Here is a 19,439-nt window from a genome sequence, read left to right on the forward strand (position 1 = left end):
GGCTCAGGCCCGCTCGGCCACGAGCGTGATCGTCATGGTCTGGTTGTGCAGGTGGCACTCCAGCCCTTTGAGATCCGGGCTGATTTCGCCATTGGAATAAAAGCCCGTGACCTGGGCTTGTGCGCCCAACACGTCCAGCACCGCCTCAACCTCTTCGTCAACCCGCGCGCCCATCACCAGCTTGCGCCCGACGCACGACACCAAAACGGCAAGCTTCTCACCCGTCACCGGACCGGTGTCGAACAGGGCCTCGGCCGCCGACTCGGCCCCATCGACCAAGGAGTCCGTCGAAGCATGCATCAGACGCAGATAGCCGTCGGGGTCCAGATCCCCCGCCAACACCAAGCTGCCTTGCGCTTCGTCCACGCCCAAGATGGTGCGGATCAACCCCAGCGTCTGGTGATCTTTGCCCATCATTTCAAAGGGAAACAACAGCCCCGTGCCGGGCAGGCCGCTGGCGTACTCCCCCAGGTAGCGCTTGTAAACCGCCAAGGCCGGCTCGCTATCGAGTTCGTACAGCACATTGCCCGCACAGCGGGTGATCTTGCGCTCCGGCCCAAAGGGCTGCCACCCGTGAAAGCTGCCATGCCGCAACACCGTGTGGGGCGAATAAAAACCCAGGCCCACCACCTGCTGGGCGGAGACGCCCTCAGGCCCCAAAGTCAACGTGCCGGTAAACGCCCCGCCATCGCCCGCAAGCCCCCCAGAGATCGACACCTTGGGCCCCAAAGCCGATTGCAGACCGTCAATCAGGGCGCTGCCATTGATGGCCACCCCTTGGCCCAAGACCAGCACCTGGTGCAGGGGCTGGCCGTCAAGGGGTGCCGTCAGCGCCGCCGCCAAGCGCTGTCCGGCGGCCTGGGAGTCGTCCATGGACAACAAGGCCGTGCTGGCGACACGCAGAGCGGGGTGGTCAAACCGCAGTGCCGTGATCACCAAGGTGCCATCGCTCACGCCTTGATTGCTTACCTCACCGGCCGTGGTACAGCCCGCCACTTGTGCCTGAGGGAAGGCCCCCTGTAGCGCCCGGACCAAGCCCGGTGCGCCCATCTGCTGGACCGATCCAAAGACCAATACCAAGTGCGGAGCCAAAGCCTGCAGCCCCGCCAGTGCCACGGCATCCGGGGTGCGGTCCAAGCGGATTTGTTCAACTTTCATTGCAACTCCATGATCTGAGATGCGGACGGCGGCAACGGGTCATCCGCAAACCGAGCTCGCACCCTCAAAACATCTGCCCACCGATTGCAAAAGGCCTGAACACAGCGTGGATCAAAGTGCGAGCCAGATTGCTCCAACAGGAACTCACGGGCCCGTTCCATGGCCCAAGCCGCCTTGTAGGGGCGTTCTGAGGTAAGGGCATCAAACACATCGGCCACAGCGACAATACGACCCCACAGCGAAATCGCGTCGCCAGCCAGTCCAATTGGATAGCCGGTTCCATCCCACCGCTCGTGGTGGTGCAAGGCAACGATGGCTGCCGCCTGAAGATACGGACTCTCACTGTCCGCCAGAATGTCATGGCCGACCCGTGCGTGCTGGCGCATGATGGCCAGTTCCTCCGGTGTCAGACGCCCGGGCTTAAGCAGGATGTGGTCGGGCGTACCAACCTTACCTAAATCATGCATGGGTGCCGCCCGCAACAACAGGTCACACTCCTCTAGGGGCAGGTCTAACTCCACAGCAATGAGCCGCGCATAGTGCGCCATACGCAGCACATGCGCCCCAGTCTCCGGGTCACGATATTCCGCTGCCCGTGAGAGCCGCAAGATGGTGTCCAACTCACGCGCCACCACGGTGGCCGTCGCTTTACTGACCTCTTCAGCGAGCCACGCTGCCCGGTTCAGCAAGGCCAGCTGTGATTGCCGCAGGGCCAACATGTTGCGTGCTCGCGCTTGAAACTCCACTCGGTCCACTGGCTTGGTGAGGAAGTCATTCGCGCCGGCCTGCAGCGCCTCATGGCGAAGGCTGATTTCATGATCGGCCGTCACCATGAGCACGGGCACTTCGCGTTTGTCTTCTTGCGCACGCAAATGCCGGATGAAGGTCAGCCCGTCCATCTCGGGCATTTGGTAATCCACGACCACCAAGTCCACATCGTGGGACAGCACCCAGGTCAGGGCTTCCTGCGGCTGAAGAAATTCGACCGACCGCGCCCCGTCCAGTTGTTTGACCAGGGCACGGAACAGCGCCACGTTGACGGCGTTGTCATCAATGATGGCGATGGTGAGCACGGGTTAGAACCCCAAGGACGCCAGCAGATCGTCCACGTCATCTTGTTTGAGGGCCTTGTCAGGGGTTTGCACCCCAGCCAGGGCGTCGTCCTGCACAGCGGCCTCGACCCGCCCGGCGTGCTCCAGCACTGCTTCCAGCGGCCGCTCCACCGATTGCATGAGCGCAATGACTTTGTTGACCACCTGACCCGACAGGTCTTGAAAGTCCTGCGACATCATGAGTTCGGTCGCCAGCCCTTGTTGCTTTTCGGCCAAGGCGCGCAGGGCGGCTTGATGCTCAGGCGCCACCTGGTCGGCCAAGCTCAGCAACGCCTTGGCGTCAGCTTGCACCGCATCGCTCAAGTCGAAGACCTTGTTGGCCGCGCTTTGAGTCAATTGCTTGACGTATTTCAGGCGCTCGCAAGCATCCGGCAGTTCTTCGACTGCTTTTTGAATGGCCGCAATGGCCTCCGCTGCAAGCTTGGACTCCGATTCCGCCATGACGCGCATCCCTCGCCCGTGCACCCGCGGGTTCAACCCGCCGGCTTGGAGAAGCCATGCTATCGCCGGCCCGCCAAAAAGCCAGTCCCGCCCCGCGACAAATCCCCCCGGAAAACCCTTCCACGAAGGGAAGGGGCTTAGGGGATCGGCAGGGCCGTCTCGTACTTGACTTCGCGCAGCACGACGTTGCTGCGCACGCTGGCCACACCGGGCACCTTGAACACCTTGGACTGCAGAAACTGGTCGTAGGCCTTCATGTCCGGCACCACCACCTTGATGACGTAATCCGCCTCGCCCGTGATGCCATGGCACTCGATGATTTCGCGGCTGGCCTTCACCAGGGCCTCAAACTGCTCGACCGCCCCCTCGCTGTGCCGCACCAGGCTGACGTTGGCCAGCACGCAGATCGACAGCCCCAGTTTTTCGCGATCCACCAGCACCACCTGGCGGCGAATCACGCCCCCGTCCTCGAGCTCCCTCACGCGGCGCCACACCGGCGTGGCCGACAGCCCCACGCGCTCGGCCAAGGCCTGGGTGGAGAGGCGGGCGTCGTCCTGGAGCGCTTCCAGGATCTGCCGCGTTGCCCGATCGAATGATTTATTTTCCATATCCAGATATTTTGAGTATTTTCATTCTGTCAGTGGCCTTCAACTGCGTCAATCAGCAAACTTCCACCGGGTGAACTCCCCAAAAATCACGCCTCCCCCGCCTGCACGAGCCCTGCCATGTCCGCCCAGCCCGCGTCCACCGATTTGCGCCCCTACCAACTGAGCGACAACCTCAGTGCCCCCTCTGGCGCCGTCTTCCTGACCGGGACCCAGGCCCTGGTGCGCTTGACCCTGATGCAAAAGCAGGCAGATGACGCGGCCGGGCTGTCCACAGCTGGCTTCGTCTCTGGCTACCGCGGCTCGCCGCTGGGCATGGTGGACCAGCAGATGTGGAAGGCCAAGAAATTCCTGACAGCAGCCAGCGTGGAGTTTTTGCCGGCCATCAACGAGGACCTGGCGGCCACGGCTTGCCTGGGCACGCAGCGCCTGGCGCTGGACCCGGAGCGCAAGGTCGAGGGCGTGTTTGCGATGTGGTACGGCAAGGGCCCGGGGGTGGACCGCGCGGGTGACGCGCTCAAGCACGGCCACATCTACGGCAGCTCCGCCCAGGGCGGGGTGCTGGTGGTGTGCGGCGACGACCACGGCTGCGTGTCGTCCTCCACCCCGCACCAGAGCGATCTGGCCCTGCAGGCCTGGCACATGCCGCTGGTGCACCCCGGCAATGTGGCGGAGTACCTGGAGTTTGGTCTCTGGGGCTGGGCCGCGTCGCGCTACTCGGGCGCCTGGGTGGGCTTCAAGGCCATCTCGGAGGTGGTTGAGAGTGGGATGACCGTGGATCTGGATGCGGTGAAGACCCGTTTTGCAGTTCCGACCGACCACACCCCCGCTGTCAACCTGCACGTGCGCCTGGTTGACCTGCCCTCGTTGGAGCTGGAGTCGCGCCTGACGCACAAGCTGGACGCGATCCGCGCCTTCGCCCGCGCCAACCCGCTGGACCGCCTCGTGGTGGCGCCGACCCAGCCGCGCCTGGGCATCGTCACCGTGGGCAAGGCGCATTACGACTTCCTGGAAGTGCTGCGCCGGCTGGGCCTCAGCCTGGAGCAACTCGCCCAGAGTGGGGTCGCGGTCTACAAGGTGGGGTTGGTCTACCCGCTGGAGCCCTTGGGGCTCACGGCCTTTGCGACCGGGCTGACCGACATCCTGGTGATCGAAGAGAAAGCGCCGGTGGTCGAGCGCCAGCTCAAGGAACTGTGCTTCCACTGGGCGCAGCGTCCTGCCGTGGTCGGCAAGACGGGCACCCAAGGCGAGCGCCTGCTCTCCGACCTGGGCGAGCTGCGCCCCAGCCGGGTGATGGGCGTGCTGGCCGACTGGCTGGCCCGCCTGGCACCGGAGCTCGACCGCCGCGAGCACGTGGTGGACTTCACGGCGCCGCAGTTGCTCTCCAACAGCGCGGACGCTGTGCGCCGCCTGCCGTACTTCTGCTCAGGCTGCCCACACAACACCTCTACCAAGCTGCCGGAGGGCTCACGGGCGCTGGCCGGCATTGGCTGCCACTTCATGGCCAACTGGATGGAGCGCAGCACCTCGGGCCTGGTGCAAATGGGCGCGGAAGGGGTGGACTGGGTGGCGCAACAGCGCTTCAGCCGCGCGCCGCACGTGTTCCAGAACCTGGGCGATGGCACGTACTACCACTCGGGCTATCTGGCCATCCGTCAGGCTGTGGCCGCCAAGGCCACGCTGACCTACAAGATCCTCTACAACGACGCGGTGGCCATGACCGGCGGGCAGCCGGTGGACGGCTCGACATCGGTGCCCCAGATTGCCCGCCAGATTGAGGCGGAGGGGGTCAAGCGGGTGGTCGTCGTCAGCGATGAAATCGACAAGTACGACGACCACCGCAGCCAGTTCCCGCCGGGCACGACCTTCCACGACCGCAGCGAATTGGATGCCGTGCAGCGCGAGCTGCGCGACACCGCGGGCGTGACCGCGCTGATCTACGACCAGACCTGCGCCGCCGAGAAGCGCCGCCGCCGCAAGAAGAAGGAGTTCCCTGACCCGCCGCGCCGGATCTTCATCAACGAGCAGGTGTGCGAGGGCTGCGGCGATTGCGGCCAAGCCAGCAACTGCCTGTCGGTCGTGCCGGTGGAAACCGACTGGGGCCGCAAGCGCGCCATCGAACAAACCAGTTGCAACAAGGACTTCAGCTGCGTCAACGGCTTTTGCCCCAGCTTCGTCTCGGTCGACGGTGCGGTGCTCAAGAAGCGCCAGGGCGCCAGTTTCAGCGCCGCCGATGTGGCACGCGAGTTGGCGGCCATCGGCGAGCCTGCCGCCTGGAACTGGACTGGCCCCTTTGACATGCTGGTGACCGGCGTGGGCGGCACCGGCGTGGTGACCGTGGGCGCGCTCATCACCATGGCCGCGCACCTGGAGAAAAAGAGCGCCTCGGTGCTGGACTTCATGGGCTTCGCGCAAAAGGGCGGCGCCGTGCTCTCCTTCGTGCGCGTGGCACCCGAGGCCAGCCAGCTCAATCAAGTGCGCATCGACACCCAGCAGGCCGATGTGCTGCTGGCCTGCGACCTGGTCGTGGGCGCCAGCAACGACGCCCTGCAAACCGTCAAGGCCGGCCGCACCATGATCCTGGCCAACACGCACGAGCTGCCCACGGCCGCCTTCGTGCGCAACCCCGACGCCTCGCTGCAAGCGCATGAGCTGCTGGCCAAGATGCGCTTTGCCACGGGCCAGCGCGACGACCTGCTCAAGACCGTCGACGCCCAAACCCTGGCGCAAAAACTGCTCGGCGACACCATGCCCAGCAACATCATCATGCTGGGCGCGGCCTGGCAGGCGGGGCTGGTGCCCGTGTCACTGGCGGCGCTGACGCGGGCCATCGAACTCAACGGGGTGGCGGTGGAGGCCAACAAGACGGCCTTTGCCCTGGGCCGTCTGGCCCATGCCGCACCGGCCGCCTTGGACCGCCTGGGCGGCGCCACCGTGGTCAAGCTCAGCCTGGCCACCGACAAGCTCGATGGCGAGCAGGGCCTGATCGCCCGCCGCAAGGCCTTCCTGACCGACTACCAAGACGCGGCCTATGCCGAGCGTTACGAAGCCCTGGTGCGCCGCGTGCGCGAAGCCGAGAGCCGGCTTGGGGATGCGGGCAAGGCCGAGCGCCTGACCAAGGCCGTGGCGCGCTACTACGCCAAGCTGCTCGCGATCAAAGACGAGTACGAGGTGGCGCGCCTGTACACCAATGGCAGCTTCGAGGCCGCGCTCAAAGAGCAGTTCGAGTCCTGGGACGGCCTGCGCTTCCACATGGCGCCCCCGGTCTTTAGCAAGCCCGGCGCCGATGGCCGGGCCAAGAAGATCACCTACGGCGGCTGGATGTGGAAGGCGCTGCGCGGGCTGGCCCGCTTCAAGGGCCTGCGCGGCAGCGCCCTGGACCTGTTCGGCTACACGGCCGAGCGCCGCATGGAGCGGCAACTGGTGGCCGACTACGAAACGCTGGTGCAAGAGCTGATCCTTGGCCTTCGCCCGGACACGCTGGACACCGCCGTGCAGCTGGCCCGCCTGCCCGAGCGCATCCGCGGCTATGGCCACGTCAAGCACGCCAATGTGGAAGCGGTGCGCCAACAGGGGCGCGAACTGCTGGCCCGCTACCGCGCGCCGGCCGCAGCCCAAGCCGCCTGAGCGGCGAAGCCCGCCGCTCAGGTTTTGCTTTAGGCGATGCCGCGCGGCGGGCCGCTGGCCAGCCAGGCCTCGATTTGGGCCTGGCGGTCATTGCCCCAGAAGGGCTCGCCATCGATCACGAAGAACGGGGCCCCAAAGACCCCGGTGGCGATGGCCGCTTCATTCACGCTCTTGAGCTTGGCTTTCCACTCGGGCGCGTTCCAGGCCGCTTCGGCCGCCTCGGCATCCAACCCCGACTCCTCACACAGCGCCTTGAGCGCGGCGGGGTCCGAGAGGTTGATGCCCCTCGCAAAGTAGGCGCGCAGCCCCGTCCGCGCCCAGGCCACGGCGCGCTGCGTGTCTTGGGCATGCAGCCACCAGAACACACGGGCCGCGTTCTGGGTGGGGATGGGAAACACCTCCGGCATGCGCAGCGGCACCCCGGCGTACGCCGCCGAACGGGCCACGTCCCGCAACAGGTAGTCGCGCTTGAGCGGGAACTCCACCGGCGGCTTCAAGCCGGTCACCTGAAAGGTGGCCCCCAGCAAGATGGCCCGCCAGTTCACCGTGCGGCCATGCCGCGCCGCCACCGCCCCGATCCATTCGCTGGCGATGTAGGCGTAAGGGCTGGAAAAGTCGAAATAAAAGTCGATCGGGGGCTTGAGCATGATGGTGTTATCGCACGGCCCAGCGGGGTTGCACCAGCCCCGTCAGAGGGCCAAAGCTCGCCCGATGAGGATTTTTTGCACTTCGCTGGTGCCTTCGTAGATCTGCGTCACGCGCACATCGCGGTAGAGGCGCTCCACGGGGAAGTCGGTCACGTAGCCGTAGCCGCCCAGCACCTGAATGGCCGACGAGCACACGCGCTCCGCCATTTCGGACGCAAAGAGCTTGGCCATCGCCGCCTCCTTCAGGCAGGGGCGGCCGGCATCCTTGAGGCTGGCGGCATGCCAGATGAGCTGGCGCGCCGCTTCGACCTGGGTGGCCATGTCGGCCAGCTTGAACTGGATGGCCTGGTGCTGAAAGATGGGCTGGCCGAACGCAATGCGCTCCTTGGCATAGGAGGTGGCAGCCTCCAGCGCTGCGCGCGCCATGCCCACGCTTTGCGACGCGATGCCGATGCGCCCGCCTTCCAGCCCACTGAGCGCAATCTTCAGGCCCTCGCCCTCCTCGCCCAGGCGGTAGCGCGCCGGAATACGGCAGTTCTCAAACAGGATCTGGGCCGTGTCACTGGAGTGTTGGCCCATCTTTTCTTCGATGCGCGCCACGGTGTAACCCGGCGTTTTTGTCGGCACCAAGAAGGCGCTGATGCCCTTCTTGCCGGCGGCCTTGTCGGTCACGGCCATCACGATGGCCACGTCGCCGTTCTTGCCGCTGGTGATGAACTGTTTGACGCCATTGAGAACGTACTCGTCGCCCTCGCGCACGGCCACCGTCTTGAGCCCGCCCGCTTCCGAGCCCACATGCGGTTCGGTCAGGCAAAAGGCGCCGAGCATGTCGCCGCGCGCCAGGGGCTTCAAGAATTCCTGCTTCTGTTCTTCGTTGGCAAAGGCCATCAGGATGGAACACACCGGGCAGTTGTTGACGCTCACCACGGTCGAGGTGCCGCCGTCGCCCGCGGCGATCTCTTCCAAGATCACGGCCAGCGCCAAATAGTCCAAGCCCGCGCCGTCGTACTCCGGCGGCACCGCCACGCCATAACAGCCCAGCTGGGCCAAGCCCTTCAGTTGTTCGGCGGGGAACTGGTGGGTTTTGTCCCAGGCCGCGGCATGGGGGGCAATTTCAGCCTGCACGAACGCGCGCACGGCGTCTTGAACGGCCAGGTGGTCTTCGGAGAGGATCATGATGGTTTTGCTTTCAACTGCGGATGGCAGGCCAGCGCAGGGGCAGTTCCGTGACGTCTTGTGGACGCCATGGCCGCAACACCCACTCGCCTTCGGGCGTAATTGTCAGGCGTGCCGCCAACTCCCCTCGCGTGCGTTGCTTCAACCATGCGGGGCGATCGGCCACCGGCATCGTGTGGACTTCGATCCACAGCGCCGTGGCCTGGGTCGCCAGCGCTAGATCGGCTGTGCGTTCCAGGTACTGATCAAAAGCAGGCTGCGCGATGCTCCACAGAACGGTCGGCAGGGTATGGAACCAACGCCAGCCCGGCTCGGCAACAGCTCCATGGGCTGGCAGTTCATCTAGCGGATGCTGTCGCGCCTGATCCATCACAGACATCCAATAAGTCGCCGCCTGCTGTTGCGCGTACTCCGACTGCAGGGTCCGTGAGGCAATGGGGCACGTCAGTCGCCCCCACCAACCATCGGTGGGCGCAGTGGCCGAGCAAGTCTGAGCCGCCAAGTCGACCATCACCCCCCGTCCAAATTGCGCCTCCGTGGGCACCCAGCGGGCCAAACCCCGTTTCCAAACGGCCTCGTCCCACCGCACCAACGGTAGCCAGTCCCCCGCCCGGTCGGGGTCTCGCCGAGCCCATTCACGCACCAGCAATAGCTGACGCCGGGTCATCCCCTGGCTAACCAAGTATCCAATCAGCAATCGGGTTTGCTCGCTCACCGTCCGCGCAATCGCATCGGCCCGCTGCAGCGCGTCCAACGCCGCGGCGCCATCACCTCGCCGCTGGGCTTGCTCACCCACCATCAACCAATGTGTGTGACAGCCCAGGACCAAGGAATACGTAGGCAGCGGGTCTTGGGGACGCTCCGGCAAGCGTTCGCGCAGGCGCAAATCCGCCGCGGGCGGCAGTTGCTCGCAGGTTTTGACCAAGTCAGCCGCAGCAGCCTTCCAACGCTCCCATGCAATCACCTGCTTATCAAGCGCCTCCCGACAATCCCCTTGGGCACCACAGTCCTTGAGCTCCCAGGGAAGGCTGTTCCTCGAACCGCGCACGGCCTCGAACGGGATCAGCAAGTTGTCGTCCCCCGGCAGTGCTGGGGCAACGGTCAGCGCCTGAGGCCAAGGCTTCGGCTCCGCATCGCGGACATTGCTCAGAAACCAGGCGGCCGCCACCAGCACCACCAGACCCAACAAGCCCAGCACCGTTAACAGCACCGCCTTCAATACACGCCGCATCGCCATCCCGTTCTTTTGTCTGACCTGCCCCTCAGGGGGCGGCCGCTGCTCGCTTCAAGGCTTGCAGATTTTCTTCAAATGCTGTCACGAACACGACCCGCCAAGCGCCTTCGAGGCGCTTGAGTTGGTAGCCGGTGCGGAAGACTTGAAGGACCGAGGCATCGGCGCGCCGCAAGGTCCAGCGCACCAGCACAAAACCGTCGTCCGGCCCCAGGGGAACGGTCTCCAGAATGAGCGGCACCGCCTCGCTCAGGCCGGCGCCGCGGTAGATCTCGCACAGCGCCAGCATGTTGGCGCGAAGGGGCTCGGCATCGGTCCAAGCCGTCACGCCGCCGGCGTGGGCAATGCTCAGCGGCACGCTGCAGCGCGAGGCCACGGCCTGGCCGTCGAGGGCGCTGAAATCCGCCGCGTAGGCCGCGAAAAAGGCCTCGACCTCGGAGGCCTGCATCAGGCGCTCACCACGGCAGGGGCTTGCCGTCGAAATTCAAGAAGCGGCCGTTGTCTTGGAATCCCAGGCCGTCCAGCACCTGGCGCATGCTGGACACGGCTTCGGCCGGCGTCAGGTCGGCTTGCGAGCCGCCCATGTCCGTCTTCACCCAACCGGGGTGAAAAGCCACGCAGGTGGCGCGGCCCCCGAAGGCAATCGATGCGTCCTTGAGCACGGAGTTCGCGGCCGCCTTGCTGGCGCGGTACAGCCAGGCATTGGGGCTGGTGCGCGCGCCCATGGAGCCCATGCGGCTGGAGACCAACGCCAGCTTGGCGTTCTGCGCCAAGCAGTCCGTCAGGGCCGGCAAGACGCGCATGGGGCCGAGCACGTTGGTGTGCATCACCAAATCAAATTCGGCCTGCGTGGGCGGCGTGGGCGCCGCCACGTCCGCGCCAAACACACCGGCGTTGATCCACAGCGTGTCGAACTGCAGGCCATCCAGCTGCCAGGCTAGGCCCGCGCAGCTCTTGGCGTCCAGCAGCTCCAGCGGCAAAGCCTTGGCCCCCAGGCCTTTTAGCTTTTGCAGGGACGCTTCATCCCGCGCCGTGGCCGTGACCTGATGCCCCGCCTCGCGATACTGCTTGACGAACTCAAACCCAATGCCGCGCGACGCGCCAATCACCAGAACGTGCATGCCACTCCCCTTCACTTGCCCACGCTCACCAGCGGTTGGGCGGTCGTGCCCAGCAACACGGTATTGCCCTGTTTGCTGGCGATGGCCAGCGCCGCATCGCGCTGCAACTCGGCCAGCTTGATCTCTTTCAGCGCCGGCGTCAGCGAGGCACTGAGGATTTGGTTGGCCTTGGCCTGGCCCTCGGCTTCAACGATCAAGCGCTCGGCCTCGGCCTTGGCCAGCTCGATTTCCTTGCGCTTTTTCTCGATCGCCTGATCGGTCTCGGCGCGCTGGCGGATCGCCGCTTCAATGGCGGGGTCGGTGAGCAGGTTGCGCACATTGACCGCGGTGACCACGAACGCGCCCTTGTCGTTGGCATCCAGCTCGCGCTGCAGGCCGCTGCGCACCAGCTCCGCCAGTTCGCTGCGCTTGGTGTGCATGGTGGTGGCGTCCAGCTGGGCGATGGACTTGTAAACCGCCTCACGAGCCTCGCGGGACACACGGCTGTAGGCAATGATCAGGTCCTTGGTGCCGCCTTCGCGCACCACATCGCGGTGGCGCACCACATCCCCCTGGTACTTGGTGTACAGGCCCGGCACGGCGCCCGGATTGACCTTGAAGTAGACGTCGATGTCCACATCCTTCATGGTCAGGTTGTCGCGGCTCTTGGGCGTCATGTCGTTGAGCTGGAAGCTCACTTCCTTGGCGCTGAACTCATCCACCGTCTTGAACAGGGTGAAGTACACGCCCGGTGGCAGGGCCTCGGGGCTCACCTTGCCCAGCGTGCGCTCCACGCCCACGTTGCCGGTGTCGATTTGGGTGCAAGCCGTCAGGCCCGCCACAAGGGCGAGCAGCAAAGGGGTACGCAGGTTCATAACAGTTTGATTGCAGGGGTGAGGTACGCCAGCACCAGCAAGGCCACCAGTACCACCGCCAGCGCGGCAACGCGCAGGAAGTGCCGGGTGGCCTGACGCCAGGCGCGGCGGTTGCCGAGCTGCCACAGGCCGTAGCCAACCAGCAGGGCGACGAACAAAAGAAGCAAGTGACGCATGGGGCTCAAAAAGTTCAGGCCCTCACCGGAGGGCCTGATGCGTAGATTAGCGCGAGTTGAGCCGCGTCAGATCATCTCCACCGCCATCGCGGTGGCCTCGCCGCCGCCAATACACAGCGCCGCCATGCCGCGCTTGAGGCCGCGCTTCTTCAGCGCGCCCAGCAGCGTGACGACGATGCGCGCGCCCGAGGCGCCGATCGGGTGGCCCAGCGCGACCGCACCGCCGTGCACATTGACGATCTCGTGCGGCAGCTTGAACTCGGCCATCGCGGCCATCGACACCGCGGCGAAGGCTTCATTCACTTCCCACAGGTTCACCGACTTGGCGTCCCAGCCGGCCTTCTTCAGCGCAAGTTCGATGGCGCCGACGGGAGCCGTCGTGAACCATTCGGGCGCGCGGGCGTGCACGGCGTGCGACACGATGCGGGCGATGGGCGTGAGGCCACGCTTGGCCGCTTCGCTCTCGCGCATCAGCACCAGGGCGGCGGCGCCGTCCGAGATGCTCGAGCTGGTCGCGGCGGTGATGGCGCCATCCTTCTTGAACGCCGGCTTCAGGGTCGGGATCTTGTCGAGCTTGGCCTTGAAAGGCGCCTCGTCAAACTTGACGACGGTGTCGCCCTTGGGGCTGGTGAGCGTCACCGGGGCGATTTCCCAATCGAAGCTGCCGTCCTCGTTGGCGGCCTTGGCGCGCTGGGTCGAGCTGATGGCGAATTGGTCCATCGCCTCGCGGCTGAAGTTGTACTTGCCGACGCATTGCTCGGCAAACACACCCATGGCCTTGCCGCGCTCGTAAGCGTCTTCCAGGCCGTCCAGCGCCATGTGGTCGTACATCTGCGCGAGGCCGTACTTCACGCCCTTGCGCGCAAACATCAGGTGGGGTGCATTGGTCATGCTTTCCATGCCGCCCGCCACCATCACGGAGGCCGAGCCGGCAGCCAGCATGTCGTGCGCGAACATCATGGCGCGCATGCCCGAGCCGCACATCTTGGAGAGCGTCACCGCGCCAGCCGAATCGGGCAGGCCGGCCTTGCGCAGCGCTTGGCGCGCCGGGGCCTGGCCCTGGCCGGCCATCAGGCAGTTGCCCATCAGGACCTCGTCCACGGCATCGCCCGGCACTCCGGCGCGCTCCACCGCCGCCTTGATGGCCACAGCGCCCAGCTCCCAGGCCGCCAAGTTGGAGAAATCACCCAGCAAACCGCCAATGGGCGTGCGGGCCGCGGAAACGATGACGATGGGATCAGCAGACATGAATCACTCCTGCAGAGGGGCGGCCAAGGCGGGCCGCGAGGTCGGGCGAAAACCCAATTCTGACTGGGTTTCGCGCAAATTGCTGCACTGCGCAAAAAGTTCGGCTTCGGCGTTGATTGACCCCCATCAAGGGAGCTTCACCGGCCATCCATCAAGAGACTCAGCTCGCCCCGTTGGCGCATGCGGCCCAGTTCCGCTTGCAGGTCCTGCAGCAGCTCTTGCCCCTGCGGCCAGCGCTTGCTGATGAGCATGTGATATTCGTTCTGATAGCCACCGGGAACCGGCGCTCGCCCGAGGTTGGGGTCGTCCCAGAACAGCACGCCCTCGCGGTTGCGCTGACTGCGCAGAATGGAATCGGCGATGAGCACCGTATCCAAGCGACCCGCAAACAGCATGTCCACCAGGTTGGTGTGGCTCTTGGCCTGCACCGCCGGTGTGATCCCCACCGCTTTCAAATACGGGTAAACAAAGCCCTGCACGCCGCCCACGCGCCACTGCGCGAAATCGGCGGCCTTGGCCACGGTGGGGCCGTCCGGCCACCGCGCCCGGTTCCACACGTAGTACTGCTGGGTCTTGTAATAGGGGGCCGTCACCCAGTAGTCGCGTTGACGCTCCGGCGTCTGCGTTGCGCTCAGGATGAGGTGGTAACGCCCCCCCGCGACTTCCGCCAGGCAGCGTTTCCAGGGCAGCAGCTCCAGCTCCAAGGTCCAGCCCAGGCGCCCCAAGGCCAAGCGAAGCAGGTCGACCGAGCGCCCCCGAACCTCTGAGGCGCCATTCGCGGTGGGCACCCGAAAGGTGTAGGGCGGCCAGCCGTTGTCGTCGTCGCACGCGAGCACGCGCCGTTCGGACATGGGGGCGGCCAGCGCCACGCCGGCCACACCGAACCCCACCACCCCCGCCACCAGACGAACCGCAAAACCCCGCATCGAACCTCAATCCGTCGTCAATGAAAAAGGGCCGGACAAGCCGGCCCTCCTCTGGTCGCCGCGGTGTCCGCAGCGTATTTTTCCGATCAGTTTACGTTGATCGCCGAGAACGCGGCGGCCACGCTGTTGTACTGGGTCGAGCCCGCGCCGTACAGATCGCTCGCGGCCTTCAACGCCGCCACACGGGCGCCGGCGTAGTTGGTCGACGAGGTCATGTACACCGTCAGGGCGCGATACCAGATCTTGCCAGCGGCATCGCGGCCAATGCCCGTCACGCTGCCGTTGCCGGTGGCCGTCTTGGTGTCACCCGCGTTGCAGGTCTTGCTCGCACCCAGGGCGCTGTTGGTGCCTTCGGCCAGCATGAAGAACATGTGGTTGGCCGGGCCCGAGCTGTAGTGGACGTCGATGGAACCCAGGCCGCTGTACCAGCAGTCGGCGCTCACACCGTCTTTGCTCGGCTGCATCATGTTGCGCATGAAGGCCTTGCCCACCATGATCTTCTCGCCGATCAGGTAGTCGCCGGCATCGCTGGTGTTGTTGGCGTAGAACTCGACCATCGAACCGAAGATGTCCGAGGTGGCTTCGTTCAGGCCACCCGACTCACCCGAGTAGGTCAGGTTGGCGGTGCGGCTGGTCACGCCGTGGGTCATTTCGTGGCCGGCCACGTCCAGCGAGACCAAGGGCTTGATCGACGAGTTGCCGTCGCCGTAGGTCATGCAGAAGCAGCTGTCCGACCAGAAGGCGTTGGCATAGCTGCGGCCGTAGTGCACCTTGTTGTAGGCCACTTTGGCGCCCGTTCCGTCGATGCCGGTGCGGCCGTGCACGTTCTTGTAGTAGTCCCAGGTCACAGCAGTGCCGTACTGAGCGTCCACGGCGGCCGAGGCCAGGTCGGAGGTCGTGCCATTGCCCCAGACGTTGTCGGCGTCGGTGAAGACCGTGCCGGCACCCGAGGTCTTCTTGTTCATGTTGGTGGTGTAGATGCCGCCGCGGCTGGGGTCGCGCATCTCGTAGCCACTGCTCAGGCTGTTCGTGCCCAGGGACACGGTACCGCTGTACAGGCTCTTGCCCGTACCGTTGACGGCTGCGGTGTGGATGTCATTCCACATCTCCAGGACGGCGCCGTTGGTGGCGTCCACAATCACATGCATTTCGCTGGGCGTGCCGTCGGCTTGCTCACCGAAAACGCGCACGTCATAAGCCAGCTGCGGGGTCGCGCCGCGGGCGTAAACCACTTTCTCGGCCGGCTTGCCCTGGGTGTCACCGGCATGGGCGGCGAGTGCGGCACGGGCAGCAGCGGCCGGGGTGATCCGGGCCACATCGCTCATGTTGATCACATGGCGCAGGGTGTGGCTAGCGCCGCGGAAATTGCCGTTGCCGTCGTTGTGCACCACCAGATCGCCGCCGATCACGCGCATGCCGCGGAAGGTGCGGTCAAAGCGGGCGTGGGTGCCGCCGTCGGCATCCGTCACCACATCGCGCAGACCGTAGGCGTGGCCGTTGCCGTGCATCGTGTAGCCGGCGAACGACTCGATGTGACCGCGGGCGCGGGCTTCGGCGTCGGGAGCCGCCAGAACGGGGGCCGAGAGGGCTGCCAGGGCGATAACCAGGGCGCTGCGCTTGAAAACCTTTTGCATGTCGCTCATTCCGTGAATGTGTGGAATCGGAAGGCCCTGGCGTTCTCTTGGAACCCTCTCGGGCGGCGTGGAGCGGATTGTTTCCAAAAGTTATGGATTCGTGCACCCAAAAGAAGGACGGGTATTCCCTTGGTCAAGGGAATACCCCCAAAGGGAAACCGTTAACTTTTCCGCACTTTCTGCCTTGACCACCAGGAAAACCCGCGGGCGGTCGGACCGCCGGGTGGGCGGAGCGGCCCTCAAACAGGCGTCACCGCGACCGCAGGCGTCGGCTGCTTGCTCAGGTTGTGCCAGCGCTGTTCCAGCACCGCAATCGTCACGGCATACCAGCCCAGCACGATGGCCGGCACCCACACCATGCCCTGATCCGGGGCGAGAAACCAAGCGGCCACGATCATCGCGGTGCGCCCGATGGCGTGGGCAGCCCCAATCCAGTGGCCGATCAAGCCGCTCATGGGCAGCCACATGAATCCCGCCAACATCCCCACGGTAAACACCGCCGATTCCGGGCGCACCATGGCGAACGGCAAGGCAATGGCGAAGGCCAGCAAGGCCTGCCCCATACTGAGCATGAACAGTTTGGAAAAGACGTTGCGGCGGTTCGCCGGGGCCATGAAGTCTTCGCCGGTGAGTTTGGACAAGCCCATCCCCAGATAGGCGATGCACCCGGTCAACAGGTAAGTCGCCAGCAGGTGCCAGCGCGCGTCCAGCACCTGACCGGCCACCCCAATCAAGGCCCAAGCCAGCGTGCCAGCCAGGGGCATCGCCAAAAAACGGCGGTTGCGGAATTCCTTCAGTTGGTGGTCCAAGCTGGGGGTCATGACGGCTCCTGGGGTATTCGTAAAAGGAATGGAAACTGTGCAGTTCTGCACGCCAAAGCACCAGCAACACGCGCCGAATCGCCAATCGTGGCGGTGAATCGACAGCCCGGGGCCTTGACCTGAATCAGGCGGTGCCAGGATTTCTGTTCGGGCTTTCCTCGGGGAAACCCCAGACTCCTTTGCGCTACGCTGACGGCCCTGGCGCCGCGCCCCGCACCCTGGGCCCCGCGGCCGGCCAAGCCCCGCCAGCCGTTGGGCCCCAACCGGGCCCCGCGGTTGGCTCATTGCCTGTCACCACGGCGCCCCACAAGGGACGCCAGGAGTTTTGCGCTGCCATGAGTCAGTACGCCCCGCTGCGTCTGCACGTGCCCGAGCCCACTGGGCGTCCGGGCTGTGCCACGGACTTTTCCTACCTCAAGGTCTCCCCCGCCGGCGCGGTGCGCCGCCCGGACGTGGACGTGACCCCCGTCGACACCCAGGACCTCGCCCACCAGCTCATTCGCGTGCTGGATGACGACGGAACGGCCAAGGGCCCTTGGGACCCGAAACTGGCGCCCGACTTCCTGCGCCGTGGCCTCAAGGCCATGCTCAAGGTGCGCGCCTTTGACGCCCGCATGCAGATTGCCCAGCGCCAGAAGAAGCTGAGCTTCTACATGCAGTGCCTGGGTGAAGAGGCAATCGCCGTGGCACACGGCATGGCCCTGCAGCAGGGGGACATGAACTTCCCCACCTACCGCCAACAAGGCTTGCTGCTGAGCCGCGACGACATCTCCATGGTCGAGATGATTTGCCAGCTGCTCAGCAACGAGAAAGACCCGATCCAGGGCCGCCAGCTGCCGGTGATGTACAGCTACAAGCGCGCGGGGTTCTTCTCGATCTCCGGCAACCTGGCCACGCAGTACATCCAGGCCGTGGGCTGGGCCATGGCCAGCGCGATCAAGGGCGACACCAAGATTGCCTCGGCCTGGATTGGCGACGGCTCCACCGCGGAGTCGGACTTCTCCACCGCGCTCACCTTCGCCCACGTCTACCGCGCGCCGGTGATCCTGAACGTGGTGAACAACCAGTGGGCCATTTCCACCTTCCAGGCCATTGCCGGCGGTGAGCACACCACCTTCGCCGCGCGGGGCGTGGGCTCGGGCATTGCCAGCCTGCGCGTGGATGGCAACGACTTCCTGGCTGTGCACGCGGCCTCCACCTGGGCCGCCGAGCGCGCGCGCCGGGGCCTGGGCCCCACGCTGATCGAATGGGTGACCTTCCGTGCCGGCGCGCACTCCACCTCGGACGACCCGAGCAAGTACCGCCCCGCCGACGATGCCGAGCGCTTCCCGCTGGGCGACCCGGTCGAGCGCCTCAAAAAGCACCTGATCGGCCTCGGCCACTGGAGCGACGACGAGCATGAGGCCACCCTCAAAGCGATGGAGGCCGAAGTGATCGCCGCGCAACGCGAGGCCGAGCGCTATGGCTCGCTGCTGGATGGCCACATCCCCAGCGTCGCCAGCATGTTCGAAGGCGTCTACAAGGACATGCCTGAACACCTGCGCCAACAACGCCAGCAGCTAGGTTACTGATCAGGAGCACGCCATGAACGACATCGTCCAACAGGACAAACTGGGCGCGCCCGCTGCGAAAGGCGACCAAGGCCCCACCAAGCCCATGACCATGATCCAGGCCCTGCGTTCGGCCATGGACGTGATGATGGAACGCGACCCCAATGTGGTCATCTTTGGCGAAGACGTGGGCTACTTCGGCGGCGTCTTCCGCTGCACCGAAGGCTTGCAGGCCAAGTACGGCAAGTCACGCGTGTTTGATGCGCCGATCTCCGAGAGCGGCATCGTCGGCGCCGCCGTGGGCATGGGGGCCTACGGCCTGCGCCCCGTGGTCGAGATCCAGTTCGCCGACTACGTCTACCCCGCCTTCGACCAGATCGTCAGCGAGGCCGCGCGCCTGCGCTACCGCTCCAACGGCGATTTCACGGCGCCCCTGACCATCCGCATGCCCTGCGGCGGCGGCATCTACGGCGGCCAGACGCACAGCCAGAGCCCCGAAGCCGTGTTCACCCATGTCTGCGGCCTGCGCACCGTCATGCCCAGCAACCCGTATGACGCCAAGGGCCTGCTGATCTCGGCCATCGAGAACGACGACCCGGTCATCTTCCTGGAGCCCAAGCGGCTCTACAACGGCCCCTTCGACGGCCACCACGACAAACCCGTCGTGCCCTGGAGCAAGCACCCCATGGGCGAAGTGCCCGAGGGCTACTACACCGTGCCGCTGACCAGCGCCAGCATCTTCCGCCCCGGCAAGGATGTGACCGTGCTGGCCTACGGCACCATGGTGTGGGTCAGCGAGGCCGCGGCCAACGAGACCGGCGTGGACGCCGAGATCATCGACCTGCGCTCCATCTGGCCGCTGGACCTGGACGCCATCGTCAACTCGGTCAAGAAGACCGGCCGCTGCGTCATCGTGCACGAGGCCACCCGCACCAGCGGCTTCGGCGCCGAGCTGATGTCGCTGGTGCAAGAGCACTGCTTCTATCACCTGGAAGCGCCCATCGAGCGCGTCACGGGCTGGGACACCCCCTACCCGCACGCGCAGGAATGGGCTTACTTCCCCGGCCCCGGACGTGTGGGTGCCGCTCTCAAACGTGTGACGGAGGCCTGAG

General features: G+C 65.6%; 18 protein-coding genes. 3 read left to right on the plus strand and 15 right to left on the minus strand.

The features are described from left to right. Positions 1-3 precede the first annotated feature (3 nt). From I7X43_RS00925 to I7X43_RS00940, 4 genes are all read right to left on the minus strand, one after another. On the minus strand, positions 4-1,158 hold the full coding sequence (locus I7X43_RS00925; RefSeq protein WP_198099011.1) for an FIST signal transduction protein: 1,155 nt from the start codon (positions 1,156-1,158) through the stop codon (positions 4-6). Continuing rightward, positions 1,155-2,231 (minus strand): HD domain-containing phosphohydrolase, encoded by a 1,077-nt coding sequence (locus tag I7X43_RS00930; RefSeq protein ID WP_198099012.1) that lies wholly within the window; start codon positions 2,229-2,231, stop codon positions 1,155-1,157. Before I7X43_RS00930 ends, I7X43_RS00925 begins: the two co-directional genes overlap by 4 nt. A gap of 3 nt (positions 2,232-2,234) precedes the next feature. Beyond that, positions 2,235-2,711, minus strand: a complete 477-nt coding sequence (locus tag I7X43_RS00935; protein ID WP_198099013.1) for a protein phosphatase CheZ — start codon at positions 2,709-2,711, stop codon at positions 2,235-2,237. A 137-nt stretch (positions 2,712-2,848) separates the two neighbouring features. Continuing rightward, a complete protein-coding gene (locus I7X43_RS00940) occupies positions 2,849-3,319 on the minus strand; it encodes an Lrp/AsnC family transcriptional regulator (protein WP_198099014.1) in 471 nt (156 codons plus the stop codon). 117 nt (positions 3,320-3,436) lie between these two features. Between I7X43_RS00940 and I7X43_RS00945 the strand changes: the two genes are divergently transcribed. Beyond that, on the plus strand, positions 3,437-6,943 hold the full coding sequence (locus tag I7X43_RS00945; RefSeq protein WP_198099015.1) for an indolepyruvate ferredoxin oxidoreductase family protein: 3,507 nt from the start codon (positions 3,437-3,439) through the stop codon (positions 6,941-6,943). Positions 6,944-6,972: 29 nt separating this feature from the next. Here the strand turns inward: I7X43_RS00945 and I7X43_RS00950 are convergent, their stop codons facing one another. The 11 genes from I7X43_RS00950 to I7X43_RS01000 form a co-directional block, all read right to left on the minus strand. Further along, on the minus strand, positions 6,973-7,590 hold the full coding sequence (locus I7X43_RS00950; protein ID WP_198099016.1) for a 2-hydroxychromene-2-carboxylate isomerase: 618 nt from the start codon (positions 7,588-7,590) through the stop codon (positions 6,973-6,975). Between the two features lie 42 nt (positions 7,591-7,632). Next, a complete protein-coding gene (locus I7X43_RS00955) occupies positions 7,633-8,766 on the minus strand; it encodes an acyl-CoA dehydrogenase family protein (RefSeq protein ID WP_198099017.1) in 1,134 nt (377 codons plus the stop codon). Between the two features lie 13 nt (positions 8,767-8,779). After that, the gene (locus tag I7X43_RS00960) at positions 8,780-9,997 is read right to left on the minus strand and encodes a hypothetical protein (protein WP_216860038.1); all 1,218 of its coding nucleotides are present in this window, start codon (positions 9,995-9,997) and stop codon (positions 8,780-8,782) included. A 31-nt stretch (positions 9,998-10,028) separates the two neighbouring features. Continuing rightward, positions 10,029-10,445 carry a DUF6841 family protein gene (locus I7X43_RS00965; protein ID WP_198099019.1) on the minus strand — a complete coding sequence of 139 codons (417 nt, stop codon included), beginning with the start codon at positions 10,443-10,445 and terminating at the stop codon, positions 10,029-10,031. 7 nt (positions 10,446-10,452) lie between these two features. After that, entirely contained in the window at positions 10,453-11,118 is a 666-nt protein-coding gene (locus I7X43_RS00970) for an SDR family oxidoreductase (protein WP_198099020.1), read from the minus strand. 11 nt (positions 11,119-11,129) lie between these two features. Further along, a complete protein-coding gene (locus I7X43_RS00975; RefSeq protein WP_198099021.1) occupies positions 11,130-11,972 on the minus strand; it encodes an SPFH domain-containing protein in 843 nt (280 codons plus the stop codon). Next, complete coding sequence (locus I7X43_RS00980) at positions 11,969-12,148, minus strand: hypothetical protein (RefSeq protein ID WP_198099022.1); 180 nt, start codon at positions 12,146-12,148, stop codon at positions 11,969-11,971. Before I7X43_RS00980 ends, I7X43_RS00975 begins: the two co-directional genes overlap by 4 nt. 66 nt (positions 12,149-12,214) lie before the next feature. Next, positions 12,215-13,396 (minus strand): acetyl-CoA C-acyltransferase, encoded by a 1,182-nt coding sequence (locus I7X43_RS00985; protein ID WP_198099023.1) that lies wholly within the window; start codon positions 13,394-13,396, stop codon positions 12,215-12,217. A 137-nt stretch (positions 13,397-13,533) separates the two neighbouring features. After that, positions 13,534-14,322, minus strand: coding sequence for a substrate-binding periplasmic protein (locus tag I7X43_RS00990; protein WP_198099024.1), 789 nt, complete (start codon positions 14,320-14,322; stop codon positions 13,534-13,536). 86 nt (positions 14,323-14,408) lie between these two features. Continuing rightward, entirely contained in the window at positions 14,409-15,965 is a 1,557-nt protein-coding gene (locus I7X43_RS00995; RefSeq protein ID WP_198099025.1) for a M4 family metallopeptidase, read from the minus strand. A gap of 230 nt (positions 15,966-16,195) precedes the next feature. Next, a complete protein-coding gene (locus I7X43_RS01000; protein ID WP_198099026.1) occupies positions 16,196-16,777 on the minus strand; it encodes a DUF7010 family protein in 582 nt (193 codons plus the stop codon). 335 nt (positions 16,778-17,112) lie between these two features. Here I7X43_RS01000 and I7X43_RS01005 point away from each other — a divergent pair, with 335 nt between their 5' ends. Next, on the plus strand, positions 17,113-18,348 hold the full coding sequence (locus I7X43_RS01005) for a 3-methyl-2-oxobutanoate dehydrogenase (2-methylpropanoyl-transferring) subunit alpha (protein ID WP_198099027.1): 1,236 nt from the start codon (positions 17,113-17,115) through the stop codon (positions 18,346-18,348). An 85-nt stretch (positions 18,349-18,433) separates the two neighbouring features. Then, positions 18,434-19,438 carry an alpha-ketoacid dehydrogenase subunit beta gene (locus tag I7X43_RS01010; RefSeq protein ID WP_198099767.1) on the plus strand — a complete coding sequence of 335 codons (1,005 nt, stop codon included), beginning with the start codon at positions 18,434-18,436 and terminating at the stop codon, positions 19,436-19,438. Position 19,439: the final 1 nt, after the last annotated feature.

The organism is Inhella gelatinilytica, assembly GCF_016093295.1.
Classification (GTDB): domain Bacteria; phylum Pseudomonadota; class Gammaproteobacteria; order Burkholderiales; family Burkholderiaceae_C; genus Inhella; species Inhella gelatinilytica.